General features: G+C 65.6%; 17 protein-coding genes. 6 read left to right on the top strand and 11 right to left on the bottom strand.

Annotation, left to right across the window (positions count from 1 at the left end; translation table 11 throughout):
- Positions 1-302: 302 nt before the first annotated feature.
- Together SOM39_RS08085 and SOM39_RS08080 are read right to left on the bottom strand one after the other, a co-directional pair.
- Entirely contained in the window at positions 303-2,591 is a 2,289-nt protein-coding gene (locus SOM39_RS08085) for an NADP-dependent malic enzyme (protein ID WP_068853953.1), read from the bottom strand.
- A gap of 253 nt (positions 2,592-2,844) precedes the next feature.
- Entirely contained in the window at positions 2,845-4,194 is a 1,350-nt protein-coding gene (locus SOM39_RS08080; protein ID WP_095363097.1) for a dicarboxylate/amino acid:cation symporter, read from the bottom strand.
- Between the two features lie 260 nt (positions 4,195-4,454).
- Between SOM39_RS08080 and SOM39_RS08075 the strand changes: the two genes are divergently transcribed.
- Together SOM39_RS08075 and SOM39_RS08070 are read left to right on the top strand one after the other, a co-directional pair.
- On the top strand, positions 4,455-5,621 hold the full coding sequence (locus tag SOM39_RS08075; protein ID WP_217538612.1) for an OprO/OprP family phosphate-selective porin: 1,167 nt from the start codon (positions 4,455-4,457) through the stop codon (positions 5,619-5,621).
- Positions 5,622-5,677: 56 nt separating this feature from the next.
- Complete coding sequence (locus SOM39_RS08070) at positions 5,678-8,326, top strand: hybrid sensor histidine kinase/response regulator (protein WP_320458013.1); 2,649 nt, start codon at positions 5,678-5,680, stop codon at positions 8,324-8,326.
- A gap of 301 nt (positions 8,327-8,627) precedes the next feature.
- On the opposite strand, the gene SOM39_RS08065 is transcribed toward SOM39_RS08070, so the two are convergent.
- Positions 8,628-8,963: a hypothetical protein gene (locus SOM39_RS08065; RefSeq protein ID WP_320458012.1), complete on the bottom strand. Its 336-nt coding sequence runs from the start codon at positions 8,961-8,963 to the stop codon at positions 8,628-8,630.
- 443 nt (positions 8,964-9,406) lie between these two features.
- Between SOM39_RS08065 and SOM39_RS08060 the strand changes: the two genes are divergently transcribed.
- Positions 9,407-9,922 (top strand): hypothetical protein, encoded by a 516-nt coding sequence (locus SOM39_RS08060; protein WP_320458011.1) that lies wholly within the window; start codon positions 9,407-9,409, stop codon positions 9,920-9,922.
- 257 nt (positions 9,923-10,179) lie between these two features.
- On the opposite strand, the gene SOM39_RS08055 is transcribed toward SOM39_RS08060, so the two are convergent.
- The 6 genes from SOM39_RS08055 to SOM39_RS08030 all read right to left on the bottom strand — a co-directional run bounded on the left by SOM39_RS08055 (position 10,180) and on the right by SOM39_RS08030 (position 16,216).
- A complete protein-coding gene (locus tag SOM39_RS08055; protein WP_320458010.1) occupies positions 10,180-10,845 on the bottom strand; it encodes a hypothetical protein in 666 nt (221 codons plus the stop codon).
- Positions 10,846-11,624: 779 nt separating this feature from the next.
- A complete protein-coding gene (locus SOM39_RS08050) occupies positions 11,625-12,152 on the bottom strand; it encodes a hypothetical protein (RefSeq protein WP_320458009.1) in 528 nt (175 codons plus the stop codon).
- Between the two features lie 175 nt (positions 12,153-12,327).
- A complete protein-coding gene (locus SOM39_RS08045; RefSeq protein WP_093533592.1) occupies positions 12,328-12,981 on the bottom strand; it encodes a LuxR C-terminal-related transcriptional regulator in 654 nt (217 codons plus the stop codon).
- Positions 12,982-13,117: 136 nt separating this feature from the next.
- Complete coding sequence (locus SOM39_RS08040) at positions 13,118-14,158, bottom strand: ABC transporter substrate-binding protein (RefSeq protein ID WP_320458008.1); 1,041 nt, start codon at positions 14,156-14,158, stop codon at positions 13,118-13,120.
- The gene (locus SOM39_RS08035) at positions 14,155-15,540 is read right to left on the bottom strand and encodes a sensor histidine kinase (protein WP_320458007.1); all 1,386 of its coding nucleotides are present in this window, start codon (positions 15,538-15,540) and stop codon (positions 14,155-14,157) included. Before SOM39_RS08035 ends, SOM39_RS08040 begins: the two co-directional genes overlap by 4 nt.
- Entirely contained in the window at positions 15,527-16,216 is a 690-nt protein-coding gene (locus SOM39_RS08030) for a response regulator transcription factor (protein WP_068853962.1), read from the bottom strand. The genes SOM39_RS08035 and SOM39_RS08030 overlap by 14 nt, the downstream gene beginning before the upstream one ends.
- A gap of 215 nt (positions 16,217-16,431) precedes the next feature.
- Between SOM39_RS08030 and SOM39_RS08025 the strand changes: the two genes are divergently transcribed.
- Genes SOM39_RS08025 through phbB form a run of 3 tightly spaced genes read left to right on the top strand, consistent with a single transcriptional unit; the run spans position 16,432 to position 19,723 of the window.
- Positions 16,432-17,613, top strand: coding sequence for an OprO/OprP family phosphate-selective porin (locus SOM39_RS08025; protein WP_320458006.1), 1,182 nt, complete (start codon positions 16,432-16,434; stop codon positions 17,611-17,613).
- A 27-nt stretch (positions 17,614-17,640) separates the two neighbouring features.
- A complete protein-coding gene (locus SOM39_RS08020) occupies positions 17,641-18,966 on the top strand; it encodes a CitMHS family transporter (RefSeq protein WP_320458072.1) in 1,326 nt (441 codons plus the stop codon).
- Between the two features lie 16 nt (positions 18,967-18,982).
- Entirely contained in the window at positions 18,983-19,723 is a 741-nt protein-coding gene (gene phbB / locus SOM39_RS08015) for an acetoacetyl-CoA reductase (protein WP_068853963.1), read from the top strand.
- A 115-nt stretch (positions 19,724-19,838) separates the two neighbouring features.
- On the opposite strand, the gene SOM39_RS08010 is transcribed toward phbB, so the two are convergent.
- Together SOM39_RS08010 and SOM39_RS08005 are read right to left on the bottom strand one after the other, a co-directional pair.
- Positions 19,839-22,133, bottom strand: coding sequence for a TonB-dependent receptor (locus SOM39_RS08010; protein ID WP_320458005.1), 2,295 nt, complete (start codon positions 22,131-22,133; stop codon positions 19,839-19,841).
- Positions 22,134-22,275: 142 nt separating this feature from the next.
- Complete coding sequence (locus tag SOM39_RS08005; RefSeq protein ID WP_414715862.1) at positions 22,276-23,544, bottom strand: flavohemoglobin expression-modulating QEGLA motif protein; 1,269 nt, start codon at positions 23,542-23,544, stop codon at positions 22,276-22,278.
- Positions 23,545-23,596: the final 52 nt, after the last annotated feature.

Below are 23,596 nucleotides of genomic sequence, written 5' to 3'. Positions count from 1 at the left end.
CCAGAGGGGGGAAGTGGTCGGGCCCAGGGTGGCGGGGTCCAGCGGACCACCGCCACGGCCGGGCCGCGTGGGGGTATTTGGCCCGTTGGAGGTTGCAGGCGGGTGACGCCGGGACTGCGGAGAGATTGCGGCCGTGAAGCACGGACGACGTGCACACGGTAGGTGCCGACCGTTGGTCGGTACACGGGGAAACATCAAATGCAAAAGGGACCGGTGCGGTGCACCGGTCCCTTCTTCAAGGTCTACCGACCAACGGTCGGTAGCTACCCATTCGCGTTTCCCGCCGGATGCAGCGAAGGCGCTTAAGCCTTCTCTGCTTCCAGCTGCTTGCGGATCTGCGCATCCACCGCGGCAATGGCGGTCATGTTGAGCACGCGGCGCGAGGTGGCGCTGGTGGTCAGGATGTGCGCCGGCTTGGCCACGCCCATCAGGATCGGGCCGATCGCCACGCCGTCGGTGAACACGCGCACCAGGTTGTAGGCGATGTTGGCCGCTTCCAGGTTGGGCAGCACGAACAGGTTGGCGCGGCCCTTCAGCGTGCTGTCGGGCAGCAGCTTCTGGCGCAGCGCTTCATCCCACGCGGTATCGCCCTGCATTTCACCGTCCACGTTCAGACGCGGGTTGCGCTTGAGCAGCAGCTCGCGCACGGTGCGCATCTTCAGTGCGTCCTTGGAATCGTGGCTGCCGAAGTTGGAGTGCGACAGCAGCGCCACCTTCGGCTCGATCCCGAACAGCTTCATGCGGTAGGCCGCCTGCAGCGTGGCTTCGCAGATCTGCTCGGCGGTGGGGTCTTCCTGCACGTGCGTATCCACGAAGAAGAACACGCCCTGCTGGTTGATCACACCAGTCATGGCCGAGGTCGAGGTGACCTTCGATTCCAGCGGCAGCACGCTGCGCACGTAGCCCAGCTTCTTGTGGAAACGGCCCACCACGCCGGTGAGCAGCGCATCGGCTTCGCCGCGTGCCACCATCACCGCCGCGATCAGGGTCGGGCGCGAGCGCATCAGGTTCTTGGCCGCCGCCACCGTCACGCCGCGGCGGCCGGTGAGGTTGTGGTAGTACTGCCAGTAGTCGTTGAAACGCGGGTCGTCGTTGATGTTGGTGACGTCGAAATCAACGCCGGCCTTCATGCGCAGGCCCATGCGCTCGATGCGCGATTCGATCACGTCCGGGCGGCCGATCAGGATCGGGAAGGCCAGGCCTTCGTCGACCACGTTCTGCACCGCGCGCAGCACCACTTCTTCTTCGCCTTCGGCGTACACCACGCGCTGCTTGTCCGCGCGCGCACGGTCGTACACCGGCTTCATCATCAGGCTGGTGCGGTAGACGAACTGGGCCAGCTTCTCGCGGTAGGCACCCATGTCGGCCACCGGGCGCGTGGCCACGCCCGAATCCATCGCGGCCTGGGCCACGGCGGCCGACAGCTCCACCAGCAGGCGGCGGTCGAACGGGCGCGGAATCAGGTAGTCGCGGCCGAAGCTCGGGGTGTCATCGCCATAGGCCGAACCCAGGTCGCTGGCTTCGCGGCGTGCCATCGCGGCGATCGCGTGCACGCAGGCGATCTTCATTTCTTCGTTGATCGCCGTGGCGCCCACGTCCAGCGCACCGCGGAACAGGTACGGGAAGCAGAGCACATTGTTGATCTGGTTCGGGTAGTCCGAACGGCCGGTGCCGATCAGCGCATCCGGGCGCACCGCGCGCGCCACTTCCGGCATGATTTCCGGGGTGGGGTTGGCCAGCGCGAAGATCACCGGGTCCTTGGCCATGGTCTTGACCATGTCCGCGGTGAGGATGCCCGGGGCCGACAGGCCCAGGAAGATATCGGCGCCATCGACGATCTCGGCCAGCGTGCGCTTGTCCGTATCACGGGCATAGCGCTTCTTTTCCGGGTCCAGGTCGGCACGGCCGGTGTGGATCACACCTTCGCGGTCGAACGCCAGGATGTTTTCCGGCTTCAGGCCCAGCGAGACCAGCATGTTCACGCACGACACACCGGCGGCGCCCATGCCGGTGGTGGCCAGCTTCACTTCTTCGATCTTCTTGCCGGTGACGACCATGGCGTTGAGCACCGCGGCGCCGACGATGATCGCCGTGCCGTGCTGGTCGTCATGGAACACCGGGATGTTCATCCGCTCGCGCAGCTTGCGCTCCACGATGAAGCACTCCGGCGCCTTGATGTCTTCCAGGTTGATGCCGCCGAAGGTCGGCTCCAGCGAGGCGATGATGTCGACCAGCTTGTCCGGGTCGTTTTCATTGATTTCGATGTCGAACACATCGATACCGGCAAACTTCTGGAACAGCACGCCCTTGCCTTCCATCACCGGCTTGCCGGCCAGCGGGCCGATGTTGCCCAGGCCCAGCACGGCGGTGCCGTTGGAGATCACGGCCACCAGGTTGCCACGGGCGGTGAGCTCGCTGGCCTGCTGCGGGTCGGCCAGGATGGCTTCGCAGGCGTGGGCCACGCCCGGCGAATAGGCCAACGACAGGTCGCGCTGGGTCAGCATCGGCTTGGTCGCCGTGACCTTGATCTTGCCCGGCGGCGACATGCGGTGATAGTCGAGGGCGGCCTGTTTGAAATCTTCGTTGGACATCGCTTTCTGCAGATGAATGGGCGAGAGGAACAGGGGATCATACCCCCGTTGGCGGTGTTGGACCTGTCGCTACGCTGTCGCGATCATGCTGCGACCGCACATCAGGCAGGCCGTGCGCCGGCGTATGCCACGCCAGCCTGACGGGCTCCGATGACAACTTACATCACCGGAAACCCCTATGAAAAAGCAGGCCGTGCCGCCCAAGGGGGGACGGCACGGACCTGCTGCACACACATCAGGGGGAGGGGCGTGTTCAGCGCGCCGGGGCGGTCAGCGGCGAAGGCAGGTCGTCGGTGGCCAGCGGCGGCAGCTCGGCCTCGCGGCCATCCAGGGCCAGCGCCAGGCGGTTGCGGTCCAGCGCGCCTTCCCAGCGCGACACCACCACCGTGGCCACCGCATTGCCGATGAAGTTGGTCAGCGAGCGGCATTCGCTCATGAAGCGGTCCACGCCCAGGATCAGCGCCATGCCGGCCACCGGCACTTCCGGCACCACCGCCAGGGTGGCCGCCAGGGTGATGAAGCCCGCCCCGGTCACGCCGGCGGCGCCCTTGGAGCTGAGCATCGCCACCAGCAGCAGCGCGATCTGGTGGCCCAGGGTCAGCTCGGTGTTGGTGGCCTGGGCGATGAACAGCGCGGCCAGGGTCATGTAGATGTTGGTGCCGTCCAGGTTGAACGAGTAGCCCGTGGGGACCACCAGGCCCACCACCGACTTGCTGCAGCCGGCCTTTTCCATCTTTTCCATCAGCGACGGCAGCGCCGATTCCGAGGACGAGGTGCCCAGCACCAGCAGCAGTTCGGCCTTCAGGTAGCGGGCCAGCTTGAACACCGAGAACCCGCACAGGCGGCAGACCACGCCCAGGATGACTGCCACGAACAGGAACGCGGTGAGGTAGAACGAGCCCACCAGCCAGGCCAGGTTGATCAGCGAGCCGACCCCGTACTTGCCGATGGTGAAGGCGATGGCACCAAACGCACCGATCGGCGCGGCCTTCATCAGGATGTGCACCAGGCGGAACACCGGGGCGGTCAGCGCCTCCAGGAAGGTCAGCACCGGGCGGCCGCGCTCACCCACCAGGGCCAGCGAAATGCCGAACAGCACCGCCACGAACAGCACCTGCAGGATGTTGCCATCCACGAACGCGCTCACCAGCGTGGACGGGATGATGTCCATGACGAAGCCGGTGAGGGTCAGCTCGTGGGATTTTTCCACGTAGCTGTGCACCGCCGTCTGGTCCAGGTCGGCCGGGTTGATGTTCATGCCGGCGCCGGGCTGCACCACGTGCGCCACCACCATGCCCACGATCAGCGCCAGGGTGGAGAAGAACAGGAAGTAGGCCATCGACTTGGCGAACACCCGGCCCACGGTGCGCAGGTGGGTCATGCCGGCGATGCCGGTGACGATGGTCAGGAAGATCACCGGGGCGATGATCATCTTCACCAGCTTGATGAAGCCATCGCCCAGCGGCTTGAGCGATTCGGCGAAGGCCGGCTCGTAATGGCCAAGGATGGCGCCCAGCACGATCGCCACCACCACCTGGAAATACAGCTGGCGGTAGAACGGCAACGGCTTGGCTGCAAGCGGGGCAGCGGTGGGAACGTGCATGGGAAACTCCGGCAGTGTCACGGGGATGCCGGCCGCAGGCGGCGGCATCGGGCGTGGTCTTTTTACGCCCGCTGCATCGCCACGCAGATAACCTATTGGTACTAGCCCCCCTGTTCAGCCAAGCCCAGTGCCTACACTGCACGGGCACCGCGCCCCCACGGCGGCGGGTGGCCGTGTCGTTCCGGGCCTTGTGGCCCAACAGTTTTCCCGCTCGCGGCCGTTGTTGTTCTGCCCCACTTTTTAGAAGCCAGACCATATCCATGCGCCTGACCCCCCTGTTTATCGCCCTCACCGCCCTGTCCGCCCCCCTCGCCGCGTCCGCCGCGGACTGGGACAACTGGCCGACCAAGGTGTCCTTCAGCGACGGCACCGAACTGGCCGCCACTGCCAACATCGCCTACGACCTCAACGACTTCTCGGGCGCCGACGCGTTCGAAGATGACGATGCGGTGCGCCGCAAGGAGTTCGGCGCGACCCTGAAGAAGAAGGGCGTGTACGACGCGATGGTGTACTACGACTTCCAGGCCGACACCTGGCTGGACGTGTTCTTCCGCTTCGAGAGCAAGGCGCTGTTCGGCAAGGACGTGGGCCGCTTCCGCTTCGGTTACATGAAGACCCCGGTCGGCCTGGATTCCAACACCTCCTCGCGCGCCGGCAGTTTCGTGGAAACCGCCCTGCCCGTGCAGGCCTTCTACGCCGGCCGCCGCACCGGTGCCGAGTGGGTGCTGGAGCGCCCGCAGTACCTGATGCAGGTGGGCGCCTATGGCGGCAAGGACCTGCAGGGTGACAACCCCGGCACCACCCAGGCCGTGCGCGGCGTGTGGACCCCGGTGAAGGCACCGGGCGATGTGATCCACCTGGGCCTGGCCTATTCGCAGGAAAACCCGCGCGGCTACCGCGACGGCCGTGATGTGCACTTCAATGCCAGCGCCCGCCTGCGCGCACGCCCGGAAGCCGGCCTGACCGACATCCGCCTGGTGGATTCGGGCTCGCTGGTCACCGCCGACCAGATCCGCCGCACCGGCCTGGAGGGCATCTACATCCATGGCCCGTTCTCGGTGCAGGCCGAAGCGCTGCGCACCACCGTCACCCGTGATGGCAAGCCGGATTACACCGGTGATGGCCAGTACGTGATGGGCAGCTGGATTGTCACCGGCGAATCGCGCCCGTACAGCGCGGGTGCGGTGGCCAACGTGAAGCCGGCGCACGATTACGGCGCGGTGGAACTGCTGGCCCGTTACAGCCGCATCGACCTGGACGACGCCGACGTGTTCGGTGGCCGCCAGCACGACTGGACCGTGGGCGCCAACTGGTACCTGACCAGCCACTTCAAGTTCCAGGCGAACTACGTGTGGGCTGATGCCAGCCGTCGCGGTGTGCGGACCAAGCCGGAGATCTTCGAGCTTCGGGCGCAGGTTCACTTCTGATGTTCAACGGCGGGTGCGTGCAACGCGCACCCGCCGGCACGCCGTAAACTGACGCCATGTACCGCGTCTCCCGCTACCGCCCGTTGCTGTTGACCCTGCTGGTCATGGTGGGCGGTACGCTCCTGGCTGGCCTGGTTGCCGGCCGCTATGCCCAGCAGCGCGCCCTCGCGGCCGAAAGCAGCCAGGTGCGGCGGCAGCTGGACCTGTACGCGCAGACGCTGCAGCAGCGCATCGATCGCTTCCGCACCCTGCCCCAGCTATTGGCACTGGACCCGGAACTGCTGCAGGCGGTGAGCAACCCGCTGGATGACGCCGAGCGTCACCGGCTCAACCTGAAACTGCAGCAGGCCAACAACGTCACCCGCGCCTCCACCCTGACCCTGATCGACCGCCATGGCGTGGCCGTGGCCGCCAGCAACTGGGACCAGCCCACCACGAATGTGGGTGAGGACTACAGCTACCGGCCCTACTTCCAGCAGGCCATGGCCAAGGGCACCGGGCGCTTCTACGGCATCGGCATGACCACGGCGGTGCCGGGTTACTTCCTGTCGCAGGCGATCCTCAACCACGACGGCGACGTGCTGGGTGTCATCGCGATCAAGATCGAGCTGCGGGCGCTGGAGCAGGAATGGCTGCAGAGCACCGACATCGTGATGGCCAGCGATGCGCATGACGTGGTGTTCCTGGCCAACGGCGACGCATGGCGCTACCGCCTGCTGCGCCCGCTCTCCCCGGCCGAGCGCAGCGAGATGCTGGCCACCCGCCAGTACGCCGACCGTTCACTGCAACCGCTGCAGGCGCGCACGCTGGATGTGCTGGCCGATGGCGGCCGCATGGTGCGGCTGGAGCAGCCCTCGCTGCCGCGCCCCATGCTGTGGCAGACCTACGTGCTGGATGACCCGCAGTGGAAGCTGCACCTGCTGCACGATGCCGGCGCCAGCGCCGCCGTAGGCCGCAGCACTGCCCTGGCCGCCGGCGGCATCTGGCTGGCGCTCTGTTTCCTGGCGCTGTTCGTGCAGCAGCGACGCCGCCTGGCCTCGCATCGGCAGCGCAGCCGGCTGGAGCTGGAGGCGGTGCTGCAGCAGCACGCACAGGAACTGCGCACCGCGCAGGACGGCGTGCTGCAGGCCGCCCAGCAGGCCGACAGCGGGCTCAGCCGCAGCCTGGCGCACCTGCCGCAGGGCGTGGTGGTGATCGACAGCGAGCAGCGGCTGGTGGCGTGGAATGCGCGCTACCTGGAGCTGTTCCGGTTCCCGCCGGACCTGATCCGGGTGGGTGTGCCCATTGCCGAGGCGTTTCGGTACAACGCCCGCCGTGGCCTGCTCGGCCCGGGGCCGATTGACGAGGCCATCGAGCGTCGCCTGAACCACCTGCGCAGCGGCCGGCCGCACATGCGCGAGAGCGAGAAGGACGACGGCACGGTGCTGGAGATTCGTGGCAACCCGCTGCCCGATGGCGGCTTCGTCACCAGCTACGCGGACATCACCGCCTACAAGAACACCGCACGTGAGCTGCGCTCGCTGGCCGATGCGCTGGAACACCGCGTGGCCGAGCGTACCCGCGACCTGGACGAGGCGCGGCGCGAGGCCGAGCGCGCCAACCGCTACAAGACCCGCTTCGTGGCCTCGGCCGTGCATGACCTGCTGCAGCCGCTCAATGCGGCGCGCATGTTCGTCTCGGTGCTGCGCGGCAAGCTGAGTGGCGATGCGCGCGAGCTGAGCGAGCATGTGGATGCTGCACTGGCCGCGCAGGATTCCATCCTCAACAGCCTGCTGGATATCTCGCGGCTGGAATCGGGCACGCTGCAGACCCATGTGCGCGCGTTTGCGCTGTCGCCGTTGCTGGAAACACTGGCGCGCGAGTTTGGCATTGCCGCCAAGGCGCGTGGGCTGCGGCTGGATTGGGTGGACACCCGTGCGGTAGTGGTAAGCGATGAGGCGCTGCTGCGTCGCATCCTGCAGAATTTCCTTTCCAACGCACTGCGCTATACGCCGCGTGGGCGGGTGCTGATCGGGTGCCGCCGGGTAGGCGACCAGCTGCGCATTGAAGTGCATGACCAGGGCCCGGGTATTCCGGAGAGCCTGCAGGGCGAGATCTTCGAGGAATTCCGGCGGCTGGATGATGGCGTGGACCAGGAGCGCGGGGCCGGGCTGGGCCTGGCGATCGTGGAGCGCATCGGGCGGCTGCTGGGGCACCGCATCAGCCTACGCTCCACACTGGGCAGCGGTAGCGTGTTCGCCGTGACCGTGCCGCTGGGCAGCGCCGACGCGATACCGGCGCCCGCCCCTGCCCCGGTGGTGTCTGCGGATTCGGGTGATGACAGCCCGCTGCGGCAGTGCCGGGTGTGGAGCATTGATGATGACCCGCGTGTTTGTGCGGCTACCCGCGCCCTGCTGGAACGCTGGGGCTGCCGGGTGGAGCTGGCCGATGGCCCGCATGCCGCGCTGGAGATTGCCTCTGCATTGAACGTGCCGCAGCTGGTACTGCTGGATGTACGCATGGGCCAGTGGCATGGGCCGGACCTGTACGAGCAGCTGTGCGAGCTGTGGAAGGCACGGCCGCCGGTGATTCTGGTTACGGCCGAACGCGATGATGCGTTGAAGGCGCAGGCAGCGGAGAACGGCTGGGGCTTCCTGTCCAAGCCGGTGCGCCCGCCGGCCTTGCGGGCGCTGATGACGCAGTTGCTGGTGCGGCACCGGGCGTAATCCAGTGTAATTCACCAGCGCGAAATGCTGTTCTTCGTTGATGGTCATGCCATTACCGAACGTTCGAACGAGGTCGGTGGTCGATCGGGATGCGACCCTACCGGGATCCGCCGGCTGCTTCGGTAGGGTCGGACCCCGGTCGACTGCACGCAACGTTGCTACGTGCGACGAACGCATGACCTCTGAATTAAATGCGCTTCTTCGCTGACGGTCATACCATTACCGAACGTTCGAACGAGGTCGGCGGTCGATCGGGATGCGACCCTACCGGATGCATCCCGAGACATCGGCCCAAGCCGGGTTACTCCGACGCCTCTTTGGCTGTCGTATCCGCCACCCGGCGACCCTTCCTCGGGGTGTGGTCCAGATACCGGTACGGCACCGGAATCGGCGTTTCATCCAACGTCAACGTGATGCGCTTGCTCTCAACTTCCACGATCACACGGCTGCCCACCGGCAGCTCAAACCGGTCCATCCACATCCCGCGCAGCACCAGGCAAGGAATGCGGCCCCCGTCCGGCAGGGGATGACCACCGGGATGTGAGAAGGATCCGACACGCAGACTCTCCGGCACATGCATGCCGATGCGGGTTTGGGGCTGTTCGTTGGAATGCAGATCCGAACTTAAACGACGCATTTGCCACCTCCAAGGAAGTCTCCCTCGCCGGAATGGCGAGGGAGTCGGGAGGTTGAAACCGCTCGAGTACACACGGCATGACGTATTCCCGCGAGGGTGTTGTATTTCGCCACCCTCCCGACATAGGACGTCCACAATCGTTGTACTCGAGGAGATTTCAAGCTCCGAGGCAACACCATGCACCATGCAGCGCGCAAAGTTAAATCGCTTGTTTTGAATGATATCCGGGTGTTGATAGGCGCACACTTTGGTTCGTCGCAATCAACACGGAAAGGGATACTATTCGCGCAGAAACCGAGGCTGGGTTGCGCACCTGCCGACTGCACGGACAGATGATCGGCGCGGCAAAGGAATGCCCCGCCTGGAAGACGCAGCTCCGGCCAGGTCAATACCGACACCGCGCAGCCGGACAGGGTCGGCGGTCGATTGGAGAGAGAGATGAAATGAACAGAGTTCAGGCATCTACCATCATCTACCTCGGAGCCATCGCATCCACGCTGGTGGTCCTGTTCGTGCTGATGTTCGACAGATTTACCTACTACGACTACGAGGACACGCAGTGCGCGGCTGGCGATGCGACGTTGCATGTAAGGCTCACCGGCTCCTACGACCCGAGCAGACCACGTACCCGCGCGTCCCCCTATAACCTTTTTATCGAGGTTTCCGGCGTCGACGACAAGCACGCTATTACCAGCGTCTCCGTAAGACCAGCGTCGCCTGGCCTGTCGCAGATGTTTCCTTCCATGGAGCGATTTGAGGGAGGAGGATCTGGCGCAAGCGACGTGTCTTTTCGCCTTCTTTCAACCGGGCTCCCGCTCGGGTACGACGACCAGTTGATTGAGGGAACGATTATGGGAGAATTGCCCGGCGAACAACCTAGACGCTTTTCCTGCCTGGTCAGGCGGGACCTCCATAGCGAGTGGCGTGCGCCGTGGATGGATGCCTTCATGAGTGTCTAGGCGCGGCGGGACTCCCTCGCACTACACGGAACACGTGGGAAGAAGGTCAGTGTTTCTGGCGTTCCGGTGGGATCAATCGGCAACTGACAGAAGGCCGAGGGAGCTCCCTCGGTTGGATTGGGTTGCGCCCAGGCCGACTGCACGAATGGAGTATCGGCGCGTAGAAGGCGCAGTCTCAACCGCAAGATCTGCCTTCGGTGCGAATCATCCTGACACCGCGCTGCCGGACAGGGTCGACGGTCGCTCCGGATCCGAGCCTACTGGTTGTCTGCGGCCCGCCACCGCTTTGGGTGGCCTGACCACACCTCCGGGAAGCGGTCGTGCCGCGCCAGCCAAGCAGCGAGGGTAGGATCGACCCATTCGATCAAGGCTACGCCCGTGCTGTGCTGCTCATTGAGGCTCGGTGTCAGCCATAGCAACGGTTCGTGATGGAAGACCCGATTGCGAAGTGCTCGAACTTGATTCAGCGCGCCGGAGACGGTTCTTCTGCGTCGTTCATCGCGAGGGCAAGCAGGAAATGCGAGGCGCAGATGCTTCCAGAGCTCGTCCTGGTAGCTTGCATTGAATAGACTGCACCAGAAGCCAAAGGTCAGCTCCGCCAGCACTTTGTCGGAAGTGACTCGTTCACGACGTGCTATCAGCTTGCTTTGGGCTTCATTGACTGAGCCGAGCACTCTGGCGAAGTCCGAACGACCCGACCATTCACGCCACCAGTCCTCCTTTCGATACAGCTGCGTCAGGCGTCTATGAACCGCGTTGCGAAGCCCAATCTCCAGAACATTCAACATTGGCATCATCGACTCGGCCAGTTGCAGATTGCGGGCGTAGTCCGCAGCTGCCAAGACTCTATCGCCGGCACGAGCCGCACGGTATCGCTCAATCCGTGCGGATGAGAAGTTCCGCTCCATCTGGTGCCATTCCATGTTTCAGTTCACTTTTCTTCAATGGGAAGTTCTGCTAGCCTTCGTTTGCAGCCCTAGGAACACGTCCTCTCCCAGCCACCATTACTGGTGATGACACTAGGTACGTACTGGCCCCGCTCGCGGGGCCAGTCTTTTTTCAGGAACCCGCCGCTGGCGGGTTTTTTGCGTTTGAGTTGGGTGATTTCGAGACTGGAGGCGACCGATCCGCACAGGCATTCTGCGTACAGAACTGTCTCTTCACCATCGGGCGCTCCCTACGTTGCACGTAGAACTAGCCTGACGCGTCAATCGGCTCGGCTGGAACCGGGAGCGGCGCTGGTGCCGTTGGTACGTGTTTGGCTTCTAGCGAAACGCCGTCTTTGGTTGGGATCATGCCGAGATCGCACTGCCGAACAAGGTTGGCAGTCATTGGGATGCGACCCTACCGATGGTTTACGGGCGGCCGGCTTTCAACGGCGCTTGCGTTTCGCCAACGCGCGACTGACACCGAGCTTCCATCGGCGCTGGGTCATGCTCTACACGGCAGGTCGCAGATCTTAACGGGACGCAATGCGCGCACCAAGAATAGCTGCATTCACTACGACTCAATGGCCCCCGATGCGAGCTGCACCGCTTTTGTGGAAGCTATTTGCATTTCAGGCTCTCCTTTGATCGCATACCTGCCCCGGGAGTCTGGAACCCCAGGGAATTCGTGCGCTGTCGTTTGCGTGGTCTTTGGCCCTGCGCGGAGAGCAGCGGACTAACAGTCCGCTCTACCAGTCGCTTTAGCCCTTCCCGGGCTATCGCCGACGCTTCCTTTTGCGGCGCTGAGTGCGGGGTTGTATGGCAACTGGCTGTGACCCATCGGGGTTCAAAAAGTCGAACGGTCTTCTTCCGCGGCGGAGCACATGGCGAATCACGCCCAGCCAGCCGTCTCCGAACAGCAGTGAAAGCGCTATCGCCGTGTAGAGCATCAGGAAAGCGGCCGGGGGAACCATCGCTCCTTCGTTCATGCCCTTGCAGGATGAGAGTTGGGCACCCAGATGCGCGGCGACTGCCACTTCGATTGATAGCAGACATGCAGCGGCTATGCGCACGTAGGTTACGTTGGCCTTGAAGAGCCCCTTCGGCAGGAGGTCGACCCTTGAGTACAAACCTACGAACGGCAGCGAGAGCAGCCATGACCACATGAAGGCGCCTGAGGGGCCGGTCGGTGTGCACGACATCGTGACCATCAAGCTGCCTAGTGCGAACAGGAAGTAGCCCGTTCCCATCAGGAGCACTGCTTTCAGGCATTTTGCGAAGATCTGCTCGCCCGTCGGTGGCATGGTTTGGCTCGTCCTTGAGATCGTTACCGGGTTCTCGCGACCTGAGGTAAGAGCGCGCCTTCGGTTTGGGTCATGCCGTTATCGTGATGATCGGCCGTATCGGCGGTCGATTGGGATGCGACCCTACCGGTTGGGGCAACGCATGGTTTGCACCGCGTTGCCACGTGCGTAGTGCCTAGGTGAGGTCTGCGCCTGCGTCGCCTTCTGGTTCGAGGGCCTTTACCAGTACCGCTGCCTGGGTGCGGCTGACACACTCGAGCTTTTTCAGGATGGCGGTTACGTGGACTTTTACGGTGTTCTCAGCAAGCCCCAGTTCGTAGGCGATCTGCTTGTTGAGCAGGCCATCGGCGAGGCACAGGAGCACGCGGAATTGCTGGGGGGTCAGCTGGGCGAGGCGGGCTGCGAGCAATGCGTCGGATTCGCTGCGCTCTGCTGCCATCGCCGGGAACCAGAGGCCGCCGTCGAGTACTGCGGCCACCGCCTGGCCGATGGTTTCGGCCGGGGCGGATTTGGGGATGAAGCCGGCCGCGCCGAACTGCTGGGCGCGGCGGATGACGCGCGGGTGGTCGTTGGAGGAGACGATGACCACCGGGATGTCCGGGTGGGAGCCGCGTACGTGCAGGAGTGAGGAGAAGCCTCTGGCGCCAGGCATCGTCAGGTCCAAGAGGACCAGTTCGATTTCCGGGTGCTGGTTGAGGGCGGCCTCAAGGGCTTGTGCGCTTGCAACCTCGATGACCTGGACGGCCGGAAGAGCCTGGCGCAGGGAGTGGACGACGGCGGCGCGGAGTAGCGGGTGGTCGTCGGCTACGAGGATGGTGGTTTCGCTCATGGGGGGATTGTAGGGGGGAATCTTGGATCCCGCGAAGAGCGGACACGCATGGGTGGGGTTGCCACCCAGCGGTAGGGGCACGCCATGCGTGTCCGCGCGGAAAGGAGCGCAACCCGTGCACCCCACGTGGTTCCGTTCAGCGCGGCTGGGTACTGCCCTTCCAGGCGTCGAGGAACTGGCGGCGTTTCAGGGCATCCAGGTAGACCAGCAGGCCCGGGCCCAGCAGGATCGGGCGGTAGCTGCGGCCGGGGGCGCGGCCGCGTTGGGTGGGGACGATCGACATCAGGCGCGCTTCGCGGGAGAGCACCTGCTGGCCGCGGGGGGATAGCAGGTAGTCGAGGAAGCGACGGGCTTCTGCTGCGTTCTGGGCCGTGCGCGGGATGACGGCGGTGCGCAGGACGACGAGGGTGTAGTCCTCGGGCTCGACGATGCCCAGCGGAGCGCCGGCGTCGATGCGGGCCTGGGCGTAGGAGCCGAGTACGTTGTAGACCAGCGAGAGCTGGCCGCTGCTTGCGCGGTCCAGCAGTACACCGGTGCGCTCTTCGAGCTGTACCTGGTTGTCGCCCAGCGCGCCGAGCAGCGCGCCGGCCATGCTGCCGCGCTGGCCATCCTGGGTGGCGAGCAGGTAGCCCACGCTGCTGCGTTCGACGTCATAGGTGCCCACCTTGCCGGCCAGCGGGGCGTCCGGGGCGCGCAGCAGTTCGAGCAGCTGGCGGCGGGTTTTCGGGACGCGGGCCGCTGGCAGGGTACGGGTGTTGTAGACCATCGCCACCGGTTCGTAGCTGATGCCGAATGCTTCATGCCGCCATTGCGCCCACGCGGGCAGTGCGTCGGTCTGCGGCGAGCGGTGTGGCAAGGCGTGGCCGTCGTTGACCAGCTTGGCCTGCAGGTCCATGCCGCTGCTGATCAGCATGTCCGGACCGGTGGGGCTGTGGCGCTGGCGCAGGTACTGGGCGTACATGTCCTGGGTGATGACGTCCTCGTAGACGATCTCGGTGCCGGGGTGCAGGCGCTGGTAATCGGTGATGACAGTGGCGAACACTTCGATGTCGGTGGAGCCGTGGATACGCAGCTCGGCCGTGGCGGTGCCCTTGGCCGGGAAGCGCTGCACATCGCCGGGGGCGGCGAACGCCGGCCCTGCCGCCAGCAGCAACAACAGGAACACGGTGCGCATCATGCGTGCAGCCTCGGCAGACGGATGGTGGCCACCAGCCCGCCGGTTGGCCGGTTGCTCAGGTCGATCTGGCCGCCGTGGCTGTCCACCACGCGCTTGACGATGGCCAGGCCCAGCCCTGCCCCGCCCGGTGCGGCATCTTCACCACGCGCGAAGCGCTCGAATACGCGCTCGGCATCGCCCGGCGGGATGCCGGGGCCATGGTCGGCGATGGTGATCACGCTGTACTTGCCCTCTTCGGTGAGCGCGACCTGCAGCGGGCCGTCACCGCCGTACTTGATGGCGTTGTCGATAAGGTTCTTGATCGCTTCGCGCAGCAGCAGCGCATCACCCTGCACGCGCGAAGACGCCACGCCCACGGCGAGCTGCACGCGTGGTGCAGGCAAGGCCTGCGGCAGCGCTTCGTGCAGCGCCTGGTGCACGGTTTCCACCATGTCCACCGGGGCGAACCGCTGCAGGTTGGAGCGGTGGATCACGCTCGCATCGCTGAGCAGCTGGTTGAGCAGGCGGCTCATATGGGTGGCGTTGCGGTCGATGGCGGCCAGGCTGCGGCGCATGTCTTCGGGGTCGTCGTCGTCCAGCGCCAGCTGTGCCTGCGCACGCAGGGCGGCCAGCGGGGTGCGCATCTGGTGGGCGGCTTCGGCCATGAAAGCGCGCAGGGTTTCATTGCTGCTGGACAGGCGCGCCATGAAGCGGTTCAAGGCCGCCACCATCTGGTCCATCTCGCGCGGCACGCGCGCATCCAGTGGGCTGAGGTCGGACGGCTCACGCCGCGACAGTTCGCGCTCCACCTTCACCAGCGGGCGGAAGGCGCGGTGCACGCCGAACGCAACCAGCCCCAGCGACAGCAATGAGAGCACGCCAATGGCGAGCAACGCGCGGTTGACGATGTCCTGCGCTACCGCTTCGCGCGCGCGGCGGGTCTGGCCAACCTGCACGCGCACTTCAGCCTGCGCCGAGGGCGAAGAGACGCGGCGCGACACCACCACGAAGCGCACGGTTTCACCGCTGTACTGGGCATCAAACAACTGCGGTTCGTCCGAAGGCGTGCGTGGCGGCAGAGGGAGATCGGCGTAGCCGGTCACGGTGCGGTTCTGGCCGTCGAACACGCGGTAGAACACGCGGTCGTCCGGCGCCATCGACAACAGATCCAGCGAGGCATACGGCAGGTCTACCTGCCACTGTGCATCCACCAGCGCCACCGAGTCGATGATGGAAAGCGCCGACGACACCAGCAGGTGGTCGTAGGAACGGTTGGCGGCACGCTGGCCGTAATCGCGGGCGGCAAACAGCAACGCCACGGCGAACACCGCCAGCAGCACGCCCAAGTACAGGGTAAGCGTGCGCCGCAGCGAGCTGGGCGCGCGGGTTTCAGCCTTCGGCATCGGGCGTGCCGTCGATGGCTTCAAGCAGGTAACCGCTGCCACGCACCGTGACGATGCGCAGCGGCGCGTCGGCCAGCTTCTTCCGCAGGCGGCCCACATACAGTTCGATGGCATTCGGACCGGCTTCGTCGTCGAAGCCGAACAGCCCGTTGCCGATCTCGTCCTTGCCGACCACGTGGCCCAGCCGGCCCATCAGGATTTCCAGCAGGCGGTACTCGCGGTTGGGCAACTCAATCGGCTGGCCATCCAGGCTGACCCGGTGCGAGGCGTTGTCGAACTGGAAGCCGCCAATCTGCACCACTTCGCTGGCCTGCCCGCGCGTGCGCCGCAGCAGCACGCGGCAGCGCGCTTCGAATTCGCGGAAGTCGAACGGCTTGCCCAGGTAATCGTCGGCGCCTACATCCAGCGCCTGCACACGGTCTTCGATGCCATCGCGCGCGGTAAGCATCAGCACCGGGGTGGCATCGCCACGCTCGCGCATGCCCGCCAGCACGCGCAGGCCATCGAGCTTGGGCAGGCCGATATCCAGCACCACCAGGTCGAAGCTCTGGTAGCGCAGCACGCTGGCGGCGGCCAGGCCGTCGTTCTGCCAATCCACCGCGTGGCCACTGCGGCGCATGCGGCGGACGATGGCGTCGGCCAGGTCCGGGTTGTCTTCTACCAGCAGGATGCGCATCGGGCGGAAACAGGCGGGGGTGCGGGAATCCTAGCGCGAGCGGGGTGTGCCGTGGGTTGCGCTGCGCTGCAGCAGGCGCCGACAGGTGGATGACAGCTTCCCCGCACTAGGCTGCGCCATCGCCAGGCACCCCCGTGCGGACGCGTCCCGACAACCTGCGGGCTGGCATGGCCCACACGCCCTGCCCGCCCACCGCCATGTACCTGGGAGGGTTCATGCACTTCAATCTCCTGCGTTGCCGCGGGCTGGCCGCCTGCGCCCTGTTGTTGCCCATCGCCCCGCTCTGGGCCGCCGATGAGGCCGATGCGGACCGCCCGGTCACCGCCACCTTCGGCGGCCGCCTGCACCTGGATTTCGCCGATTTCAACAACGATGCGCGCGGCACCCCGAACAAGGACGACACCGAGATCCGCCGTGCCTGGCTGGACATGTCGGGCAGGTTCTTCGTGGTGGATTACAAGCTGGAAGCGGACTTCTCCGGCGACCAGGTGGAAGCCAAGGATGTCTACGTCAGCCGTGATTTCAGCGGCGGCAAGCTCAGCGTGGGCCAGTTCAAGCAGTTCTTCTCGCTGGATGACCGCACCGGCTCCAACTACGGCAGCTTCCTCGAGCGCGGCAACGCGGGCACCACGCTGGCGCCGCTGTACCGGCTGGGCGCGTCGTGGCAGGCCGCCAAAAACGACATGACCTGGGCCGCCAGTGCCTACAGCCTGGAGAGCATCGATGCGTGGCAGGTGAAGGGCCGTGCAGCCGGCGGCCGCGCCACCTGGGCACCGGGCGCCACTGCCGGCGACGTGCTGCACCTGGGGCTGTCGCTGGCGCATGAGCGCTACGACACCCCGGGCGCCAACGGCGTGCCGGCGCTGCGCATCCGCCCGCGCCCGGCGGGACACCTGTCCGACAACAGCCGGCTGACCCTGATCGATTTCTCTTCCGGGCGCGATACCGACGTCAACAAGTGGTCGCTGGAATACGCGCAGGTGCGCGGCCCGCTGTCGTGGCAGGGCGAGTTCAGCGGTGCCACCTTCGATGACGGCAGCCAGCGCGGCACGGTGCTGGCGGGCTACGGGATGCTGAGCTGGTTCGTCACCGGCGAATCGCGCGGCTACGACCGCAAGACCGGGCGCTTCGCGCGCATCAAGGACATCCGCCACAAGGCCGGTGCGTTCGAGCTGGCGCTGCGTTACGACCAGATGCGCGGCGAGCAGCACCTGTCCGGCCAGCCGGACCTCATCGATGCGCGCACCGACGCCTGGACCCTGGGCGGCAACTGGTACCTGCGCCCGAACCTGCGGTTCATGCTGAACCTGATCGACAGCCGCAACCGCGATTACCTCGCCGCGGCCACCGTGGACCACACCCGAGCCGTTACCGGCCGCCTGCAGTTCGATTTCTAACCCCCCTTGCAAGGAAACCCGCAGATGATGCTGAGCATCCTCGGTTTTGGCATGGTCATTACGTTCATGTACTTGATCATGAGCAAACGACTGTCGCCCCTGGTCGCGCTGATCACCATTCCCATCGTGTTCGCGCTGATGGGCGGCTTCGGTGCGGATATCGACCAGATGATGCTGGATGGCATCAAGAAGATCGCGCCCACCGGCGTGATGTTGATGTTCGCCATCCTGTACTTCGGGGTGATGATCGATGCGGGCCTGTTCGACCCGCTGGTGCGGATCATCCTGCGCCTGGTCAAGGGCGACCCGATGAAGATCGTGCTGGGCACGGCCGCATTGGCGATGCTGATCTCGCTGGATGGCGATGGCTCGACCACGTACATGATCACTGTGTCGGCGATGCTGCCGCTGTACCAGCGACTGGGCATGAGCGCGTTGAACATGACCTGCGTGACCATCCTGGCGGGTGGCGTGATGAACCTCACCCCGTGGGGCGGGCCGACCGCGCGCGCGGCCACGGCGCTGCACGTGGACCCGGCCGATGTGTTCATTCCGCTGATCCCGGCGATGGTGCTGGCCTGCATTTCGGTGCTGCTGCTGGCTTGGTACCTGGGCCTGAAGGAGCGCCGCCGGTTGGGCGTGGTGACGCTGCCCAAGGGGGGCAGCTGGATGGATGCCAGCGTTTCCGATGACGGCGCGCTGCCTACCGTGGAAGATGCCGAAGACACCAAGCGGCCGAAGCTGCTGTGGGTGAACCTGGGCCTGACCCTGGCGCTGATGACGGCGCTGGTGATGGGCGTGCTGCCGATGCCGGTGCTGTTCATGGTCGGCTTTGCGATCGCGCTGGTCATCAACTACCCGAACCTGGCCGAGCAGCGCCGCCGCGTGGTGAACCATGCCGGCAACGTGCTGTCGGTGGTGTCGCTGATCTTCGCGGCGGGCATCTTCACCGGCATCCTCAACAACACCGGCATGGTGGAGGCGATGTCGCACAGCTTCCTGGCCATCATTCCCGATGCCTGGGGCCCTTACCTGGCGGTGATCACCGCGCTGGCCTCGATGCCGTTCACGTTCTTCATGTCCAACGACGCCTTCTACTTCGGCGTGCTGCCGATCCTGTCCGAGGCGGCCGGCAACTACGGCATCACCCCGGTCGAAATGGCGCGCGCCTCGCTGGCCGGCCAGCCGGTGCACCTGCTCAGCCCGCTGGTGCCGTCGACCTACCTGCTGGTGGGCCTGGCCAAGGTGGAATTTGCCGACCACCAGAAGTTCACCCTGAAGTGGGCGGTGATGGTGTCGCTGGTGCTGATGACCGGCAGCCTGCTGTTCGCGCTGTATCCCCTTGCCGCTTGACCCGGGAGATTCCGAGATGACCCTTCGTATCGCATACGTCACCAGCGGCATGGGCAGCGTGGGCACCGCCATCTGCCAGAAGCTGGCTCGCACCGGGCACACGGTGGTGGCCGGCTGTGCGCCCAATTCGCCGCGCAAGGCCGGGTGGCTGCGCGAACAGCGTGAGCTGGGCTTTGATTTCATCGCCTCTGAAGGCAATGCGGCGGACTGGCAATCCACGGTGGCGGCCTTCACCAAGGTCAAGGCCGAAGTGGGCGAGATCGACGTACTGGTCAACAACGCCGGCGGCAGCCGCGATGTGCTGTTCCGGCAGATGACCCAGGACGACTGGAACGCGGTGATGGGCTCGAACCTGCATGCGCTGTTCAACATCACCAAGCAGGTGATCGACGGCATGGCCGGCCGCGGCTGGGGCCGGATCATCAACATCGGTTCGGTCAGTGCGCACAAGGGCCAGATCGGCCAGGTGAACTTCGCCACCGCCAAGGCGGCGATGCACGGCTTCAGCCGGGCGCTGGCCAATGAGGTGGCCACGCGCGGGGTGACGGTCAACACCATTTCGCCGGGCTATATCGCCAGCCAGTCGATCAGCAGCTTCCCGCCGGATGTGCTGGATCGCTTGGCCGGGTCGGTGCCGATCCGCCGCCTGGGCAAGCCTGAAGAGGTGGCCAGCCTGTGTGCGTGGCTGGCGTCGGATGATGCCGCGTATGTGACCGGCGCCGATTACGCCGTGAACGGCGGGTTGCATATGTTCTGATGCAGTGCCGGGATGACGGGCAATGTGCCGACCAACGGTCGGCACCTACCCTGCATCCCGGATCGATGTCGCCTGGACGGTAGCGCCCGACCGTTGGTCGGGCGGCGACCCACCGTCAGAATTCCGCGCTTACGGTCATGAACAACTGCCGCGGTGCGCTCGCATGGATCGCGTAACGCGTACCGGTCGGGTCCGTCGGGGCGAATGAGCTCAGCTGGCCCGCGTACCGCTTGTTGGTCAGGTTGGTGGCGTTGAGCGAGACCTTGACGTCGCGCAGGCCCAGGCCCGGCCCGAACGAATACCCCATGCCCGCATCGAAGGTGGTCACGCCCGGCACCGACTGGTCGTTCGTGTAGGTGTAATAGCGCTTGCCGGTGTAATTGGCGCGCAGGCTTGCGAAGAAGCCATCCCGGCTCCAGCTGATCTCGCTGGAGGCCATCCGCTGCGGCGTATCCACGGTGATCTTGCCGGCCACCGGCACCACCGCGCCGCCCGAGGTGTAATCATCCTCGTAGGTGCTCTTGTTCCACGACACCGCGTTGTACCACTGCAGGCCATCCACCGGCTTGAGGATGAAGGTCAGCTCCGCGCCCTGGCTCTTCACCGAGCCGACGTTGATGAAACGGGTGATGCACTCCGGCCGCGTGCCCACTTCAATGCTGGTACAGGGATTGAGCGACAGCAGGCGGTTGTCGAACATCACGTGGTAGGCCGCGATCGAGGCCTGGTACTTCTCGCCGAAGGTACGGAAGCCCGCTTCGAACGAATGCGACTTCTCCGGCTCCAGATCGTCCACGCTGGCCGCGAACGATTCCGGCGACACCTGCAGCGGGCCACCACTGCCACCGCCGACGAACGCGGCGATGTTTTCCGAGTACGAGGCAAAAACCTCGTTGCTGGGGCTGAGCTTGAAGCCGATACCGGCCTGCGGCAGCACCGATTCCTTCGCGGTCAGGGTGCCAGAGGCATAACTGGCCTCGGTACCCGGCTTGGACACGGCGGTCATGCGCGTGTTCGGGCTCTTGATGCCCACGTCCACGGTCAGCCTGTCGTCGAGGAAACGCATGCGGTCCTGCACGTAGAACTGGCGGGTGCGGATGTCGTAGTCCTGGTCGAAGAGGCGACGGTTCGGGTAATTGAGGTACCCATCATCGAGGAACGGCCCGGTGATGTAGTAGAAGTTGCGCTCGACATTGTGGTCGTTGCGCTCGTACCACAGCCCGGCTTCCAGCTCGTGCAGGCCCAGCTGCCAGCTCAGCGCAGCGGTGATGCCCTGCCGGTTGATGGTGTAGTTGGTGCTGCGGATGGAGATCGGCAGCGCCTGCGGCGTACCTGGATTGGACGCCTGCCCCGGTGCCCACCAGTGGCCCTGTCCGCGGTTCTCGTGGTGGTAGGCCAGCAGCTTCAGGCGGGCGCTTTCGCCCAGTGCCAGATCGGCATCCAGCGAGTACAGGTTGTCATCGCGCAGCGCACGGCTCTGGTAGTACGCATCGTCGATGCTGTTGACACCACCGCTGAAGGCGCAGCGCTGCGCGTTGTAGGTGGCCGGCGCGCAGTAGGCTGCGGCCAGGGCGCGATCCCAGTCCGGTGCGTAGATGTTCCAGTCCCAGCCCAGGCCGCGCTCGAGCATGCTTTTGGACAGATAGGCGTAGTTGGCCTGGCTCACGCGCGAGGTGGCGGCGAATGCGCCGAAGCGGTGGTCACCCACGTTCCACACGGCCTTGGCGTTGAACTGCCGGGTGGTCTGGTTCTGGTTCGGTTCGGCCCACATGTCCGCGTCCTGGTGCACACCGGAAACATACGCCGAGAAGCCGTTGAGGTCGCCGGTATCCACGCGCAGGAAGCCACGCCGCTGGTTGTCGTCGCCCACGGTGACGCTGGCACGGCCGCCGAATTCGGTGGACGGGTCCTGCGAGAAGTACTGGATGGTGCCGCCAAGGTTGCTGGTGGAGGCCACGCCCAGCGAGCCGATGCCCTGCGATAGTTCGGCGCCGGCCAGGTTTTCTGCGATCAGCGCACGCGCGATGCTCAACCCGTTGTAGTTGCCATAGCTGTTGTCGCCCAGCGGAATGCCATCGAGCGTATAGCCCAGGCGGCTCTTGTCGAAGCCGCGCAGGCTGATGGTCTGCGATTCCTCGTTGGCGCCGAAGGCATCGTTGGACTGTACCGACACGCCGGGCAGGCGGTCGAGGATCTTCTGCGCGCTGGTGCCGGGCGGCAGCACCTGCTTGTCCACGGCCGTAATGCGCTGCACCTGGCGGGTTTCGCCCTGGCCGATCACCGATACGGCGTCCAGGGTGCGGGCGCTGGGCGCGCCGCTGGCGTCGAGGGAACTGTCCACGTCGGCGGCGTGCACATTGGCAGCGCACAGCGCGATCGCCACGGCGATCGTCAGGGGTCGGTTGAGCATGAGGGTCCGTTACATGATGGAGGTGCCTGCGTGGTGCAGGTGCGCGGCCATCATGGGGACGGAAGATGAAAGGATTCTTACGGGTCGGCGAACGCGTCGCAAAGTGCGACCGGGTGCATGGAATGCGTTGGTCCAATGGCGGTTACTCGGCCGCCAGCTGATCCATGCGAATGCGGTTGGCGAACAGCGAGAACGCCAGCATGCCGGCCAGCCCGTTGGCGCGGCTGACCCAATGCGGCAACCAGCGCGGGGGGCGCAGGATGCCTTCTTCGAACAGCGGCGCGAAATCCACCGCGTCGGTCAGTGACATCTTGCCGGCGAACAACCAGCGGCAGTTCTGCAGGCGGTCTTCGGCCAGCATGTGGCGGAAGAAGGTGTGCACCGACACCAGCCCACGCAGGTACACGGTGTCCTTGGTGAAGGCTGCGCCGCCGGTGGCGGGCACGCCGCGGAACACACGCTGGGCCGAGGCGAAGCTTTCCTCGTTGTTCTGCCCGGCATCGCAGAAGTAGCGGAACACCTGGATGAAATCCGCGCCTTCGCGCGCCATCGCGATCGCTTCGGTGCGCAGGCTGATGCGCTTGAGCCGCTCGATGTCGATGCTGCCGGTGATCTGTTCGGCGAACGTGGCCAAGCCTTCCTGGGTGGCGGTCACCCGGGGCGAGGACAAGGCCAGGCTGGGCAAGTGCGGCTGTTCGCGGCCGTTGAGCGCGGTGAGCGAGTGCACCAGCGCTTCATGGTGGAACAGCTGCGCGCGGTCGTAGGCACTGAAGCGCGCACTGGTACGCAGGCGGATGCGGGTGGGGCCGGCTGCGGCCTTGGAGATCAGCTCCGGATCCAGCTGCACGCTGATGATGCGCGATTCAAAGAACGCATCCAGGTCGCTCTGCAGCTGCAGCTGCAATGCGGTGGCCGAGACCGGCACCTGCTCTTCCGGGGCAAGCAGCTCGTGGTCCAGTTCCTGCGCGATCTGGATGAAGTGCCTGGCCGCTTCGCGGGTGCTGGGGCCGTTGCCCGGCAGCGGCTGTTCGGGCGAGCCGAACAGCTCCACCGAGTAACGGTCCACGGCAGCGGTGCCAAGCGATTCGAGCAGGCCGGCGGCCAGGTCCCAGCTGTGGGCGGAGCGGCGGATGTACAGGCCGATGGGGTGGTCCACATCGCACTGGGCGCTGATCGCGGCCAGTTCGCGGCGGGTGCGGGCGAAATCGAGCTTCGGGTAGTCCAGCACCGGCAGCACCGGCCGGCCGCGCGCCACGCTGGCCAGGAACGGGGCCTGCAGGGCGGCCGGCCAACTGGTCAGGCCCAGCAGCCGCAGCCCCCCCACGGCCTCCACCAGCCGGGCGTCCAGCTCGGTGTGGTGGGCCACGTCCCGGTCCACGGTCATCGGCGGGCGGTGAGGAGCGATGCTCATGAAGCGGACATTAGCAGGGTCAAAAGGGGGATGGGCAGCCAGGTGCGGATGG

The sequence above is a fragment of the Stenotrophomonas sp. CFBP8994 genome, from assembly GCF_034044835.1.
Classification (GTDB): Bacteria; Pseudomonadota; Gammaproteobacteria; order Xanthomonadales; family Xanthomonadaceae; genus Stenotrophomonas; species Stenotrophomonas rhizophila_A.
The sequence above is the reverse complement of the archived record's forward strand: the minus strand, read 5'-3'. Positions and strand labels throughout refer to the sequence as shown.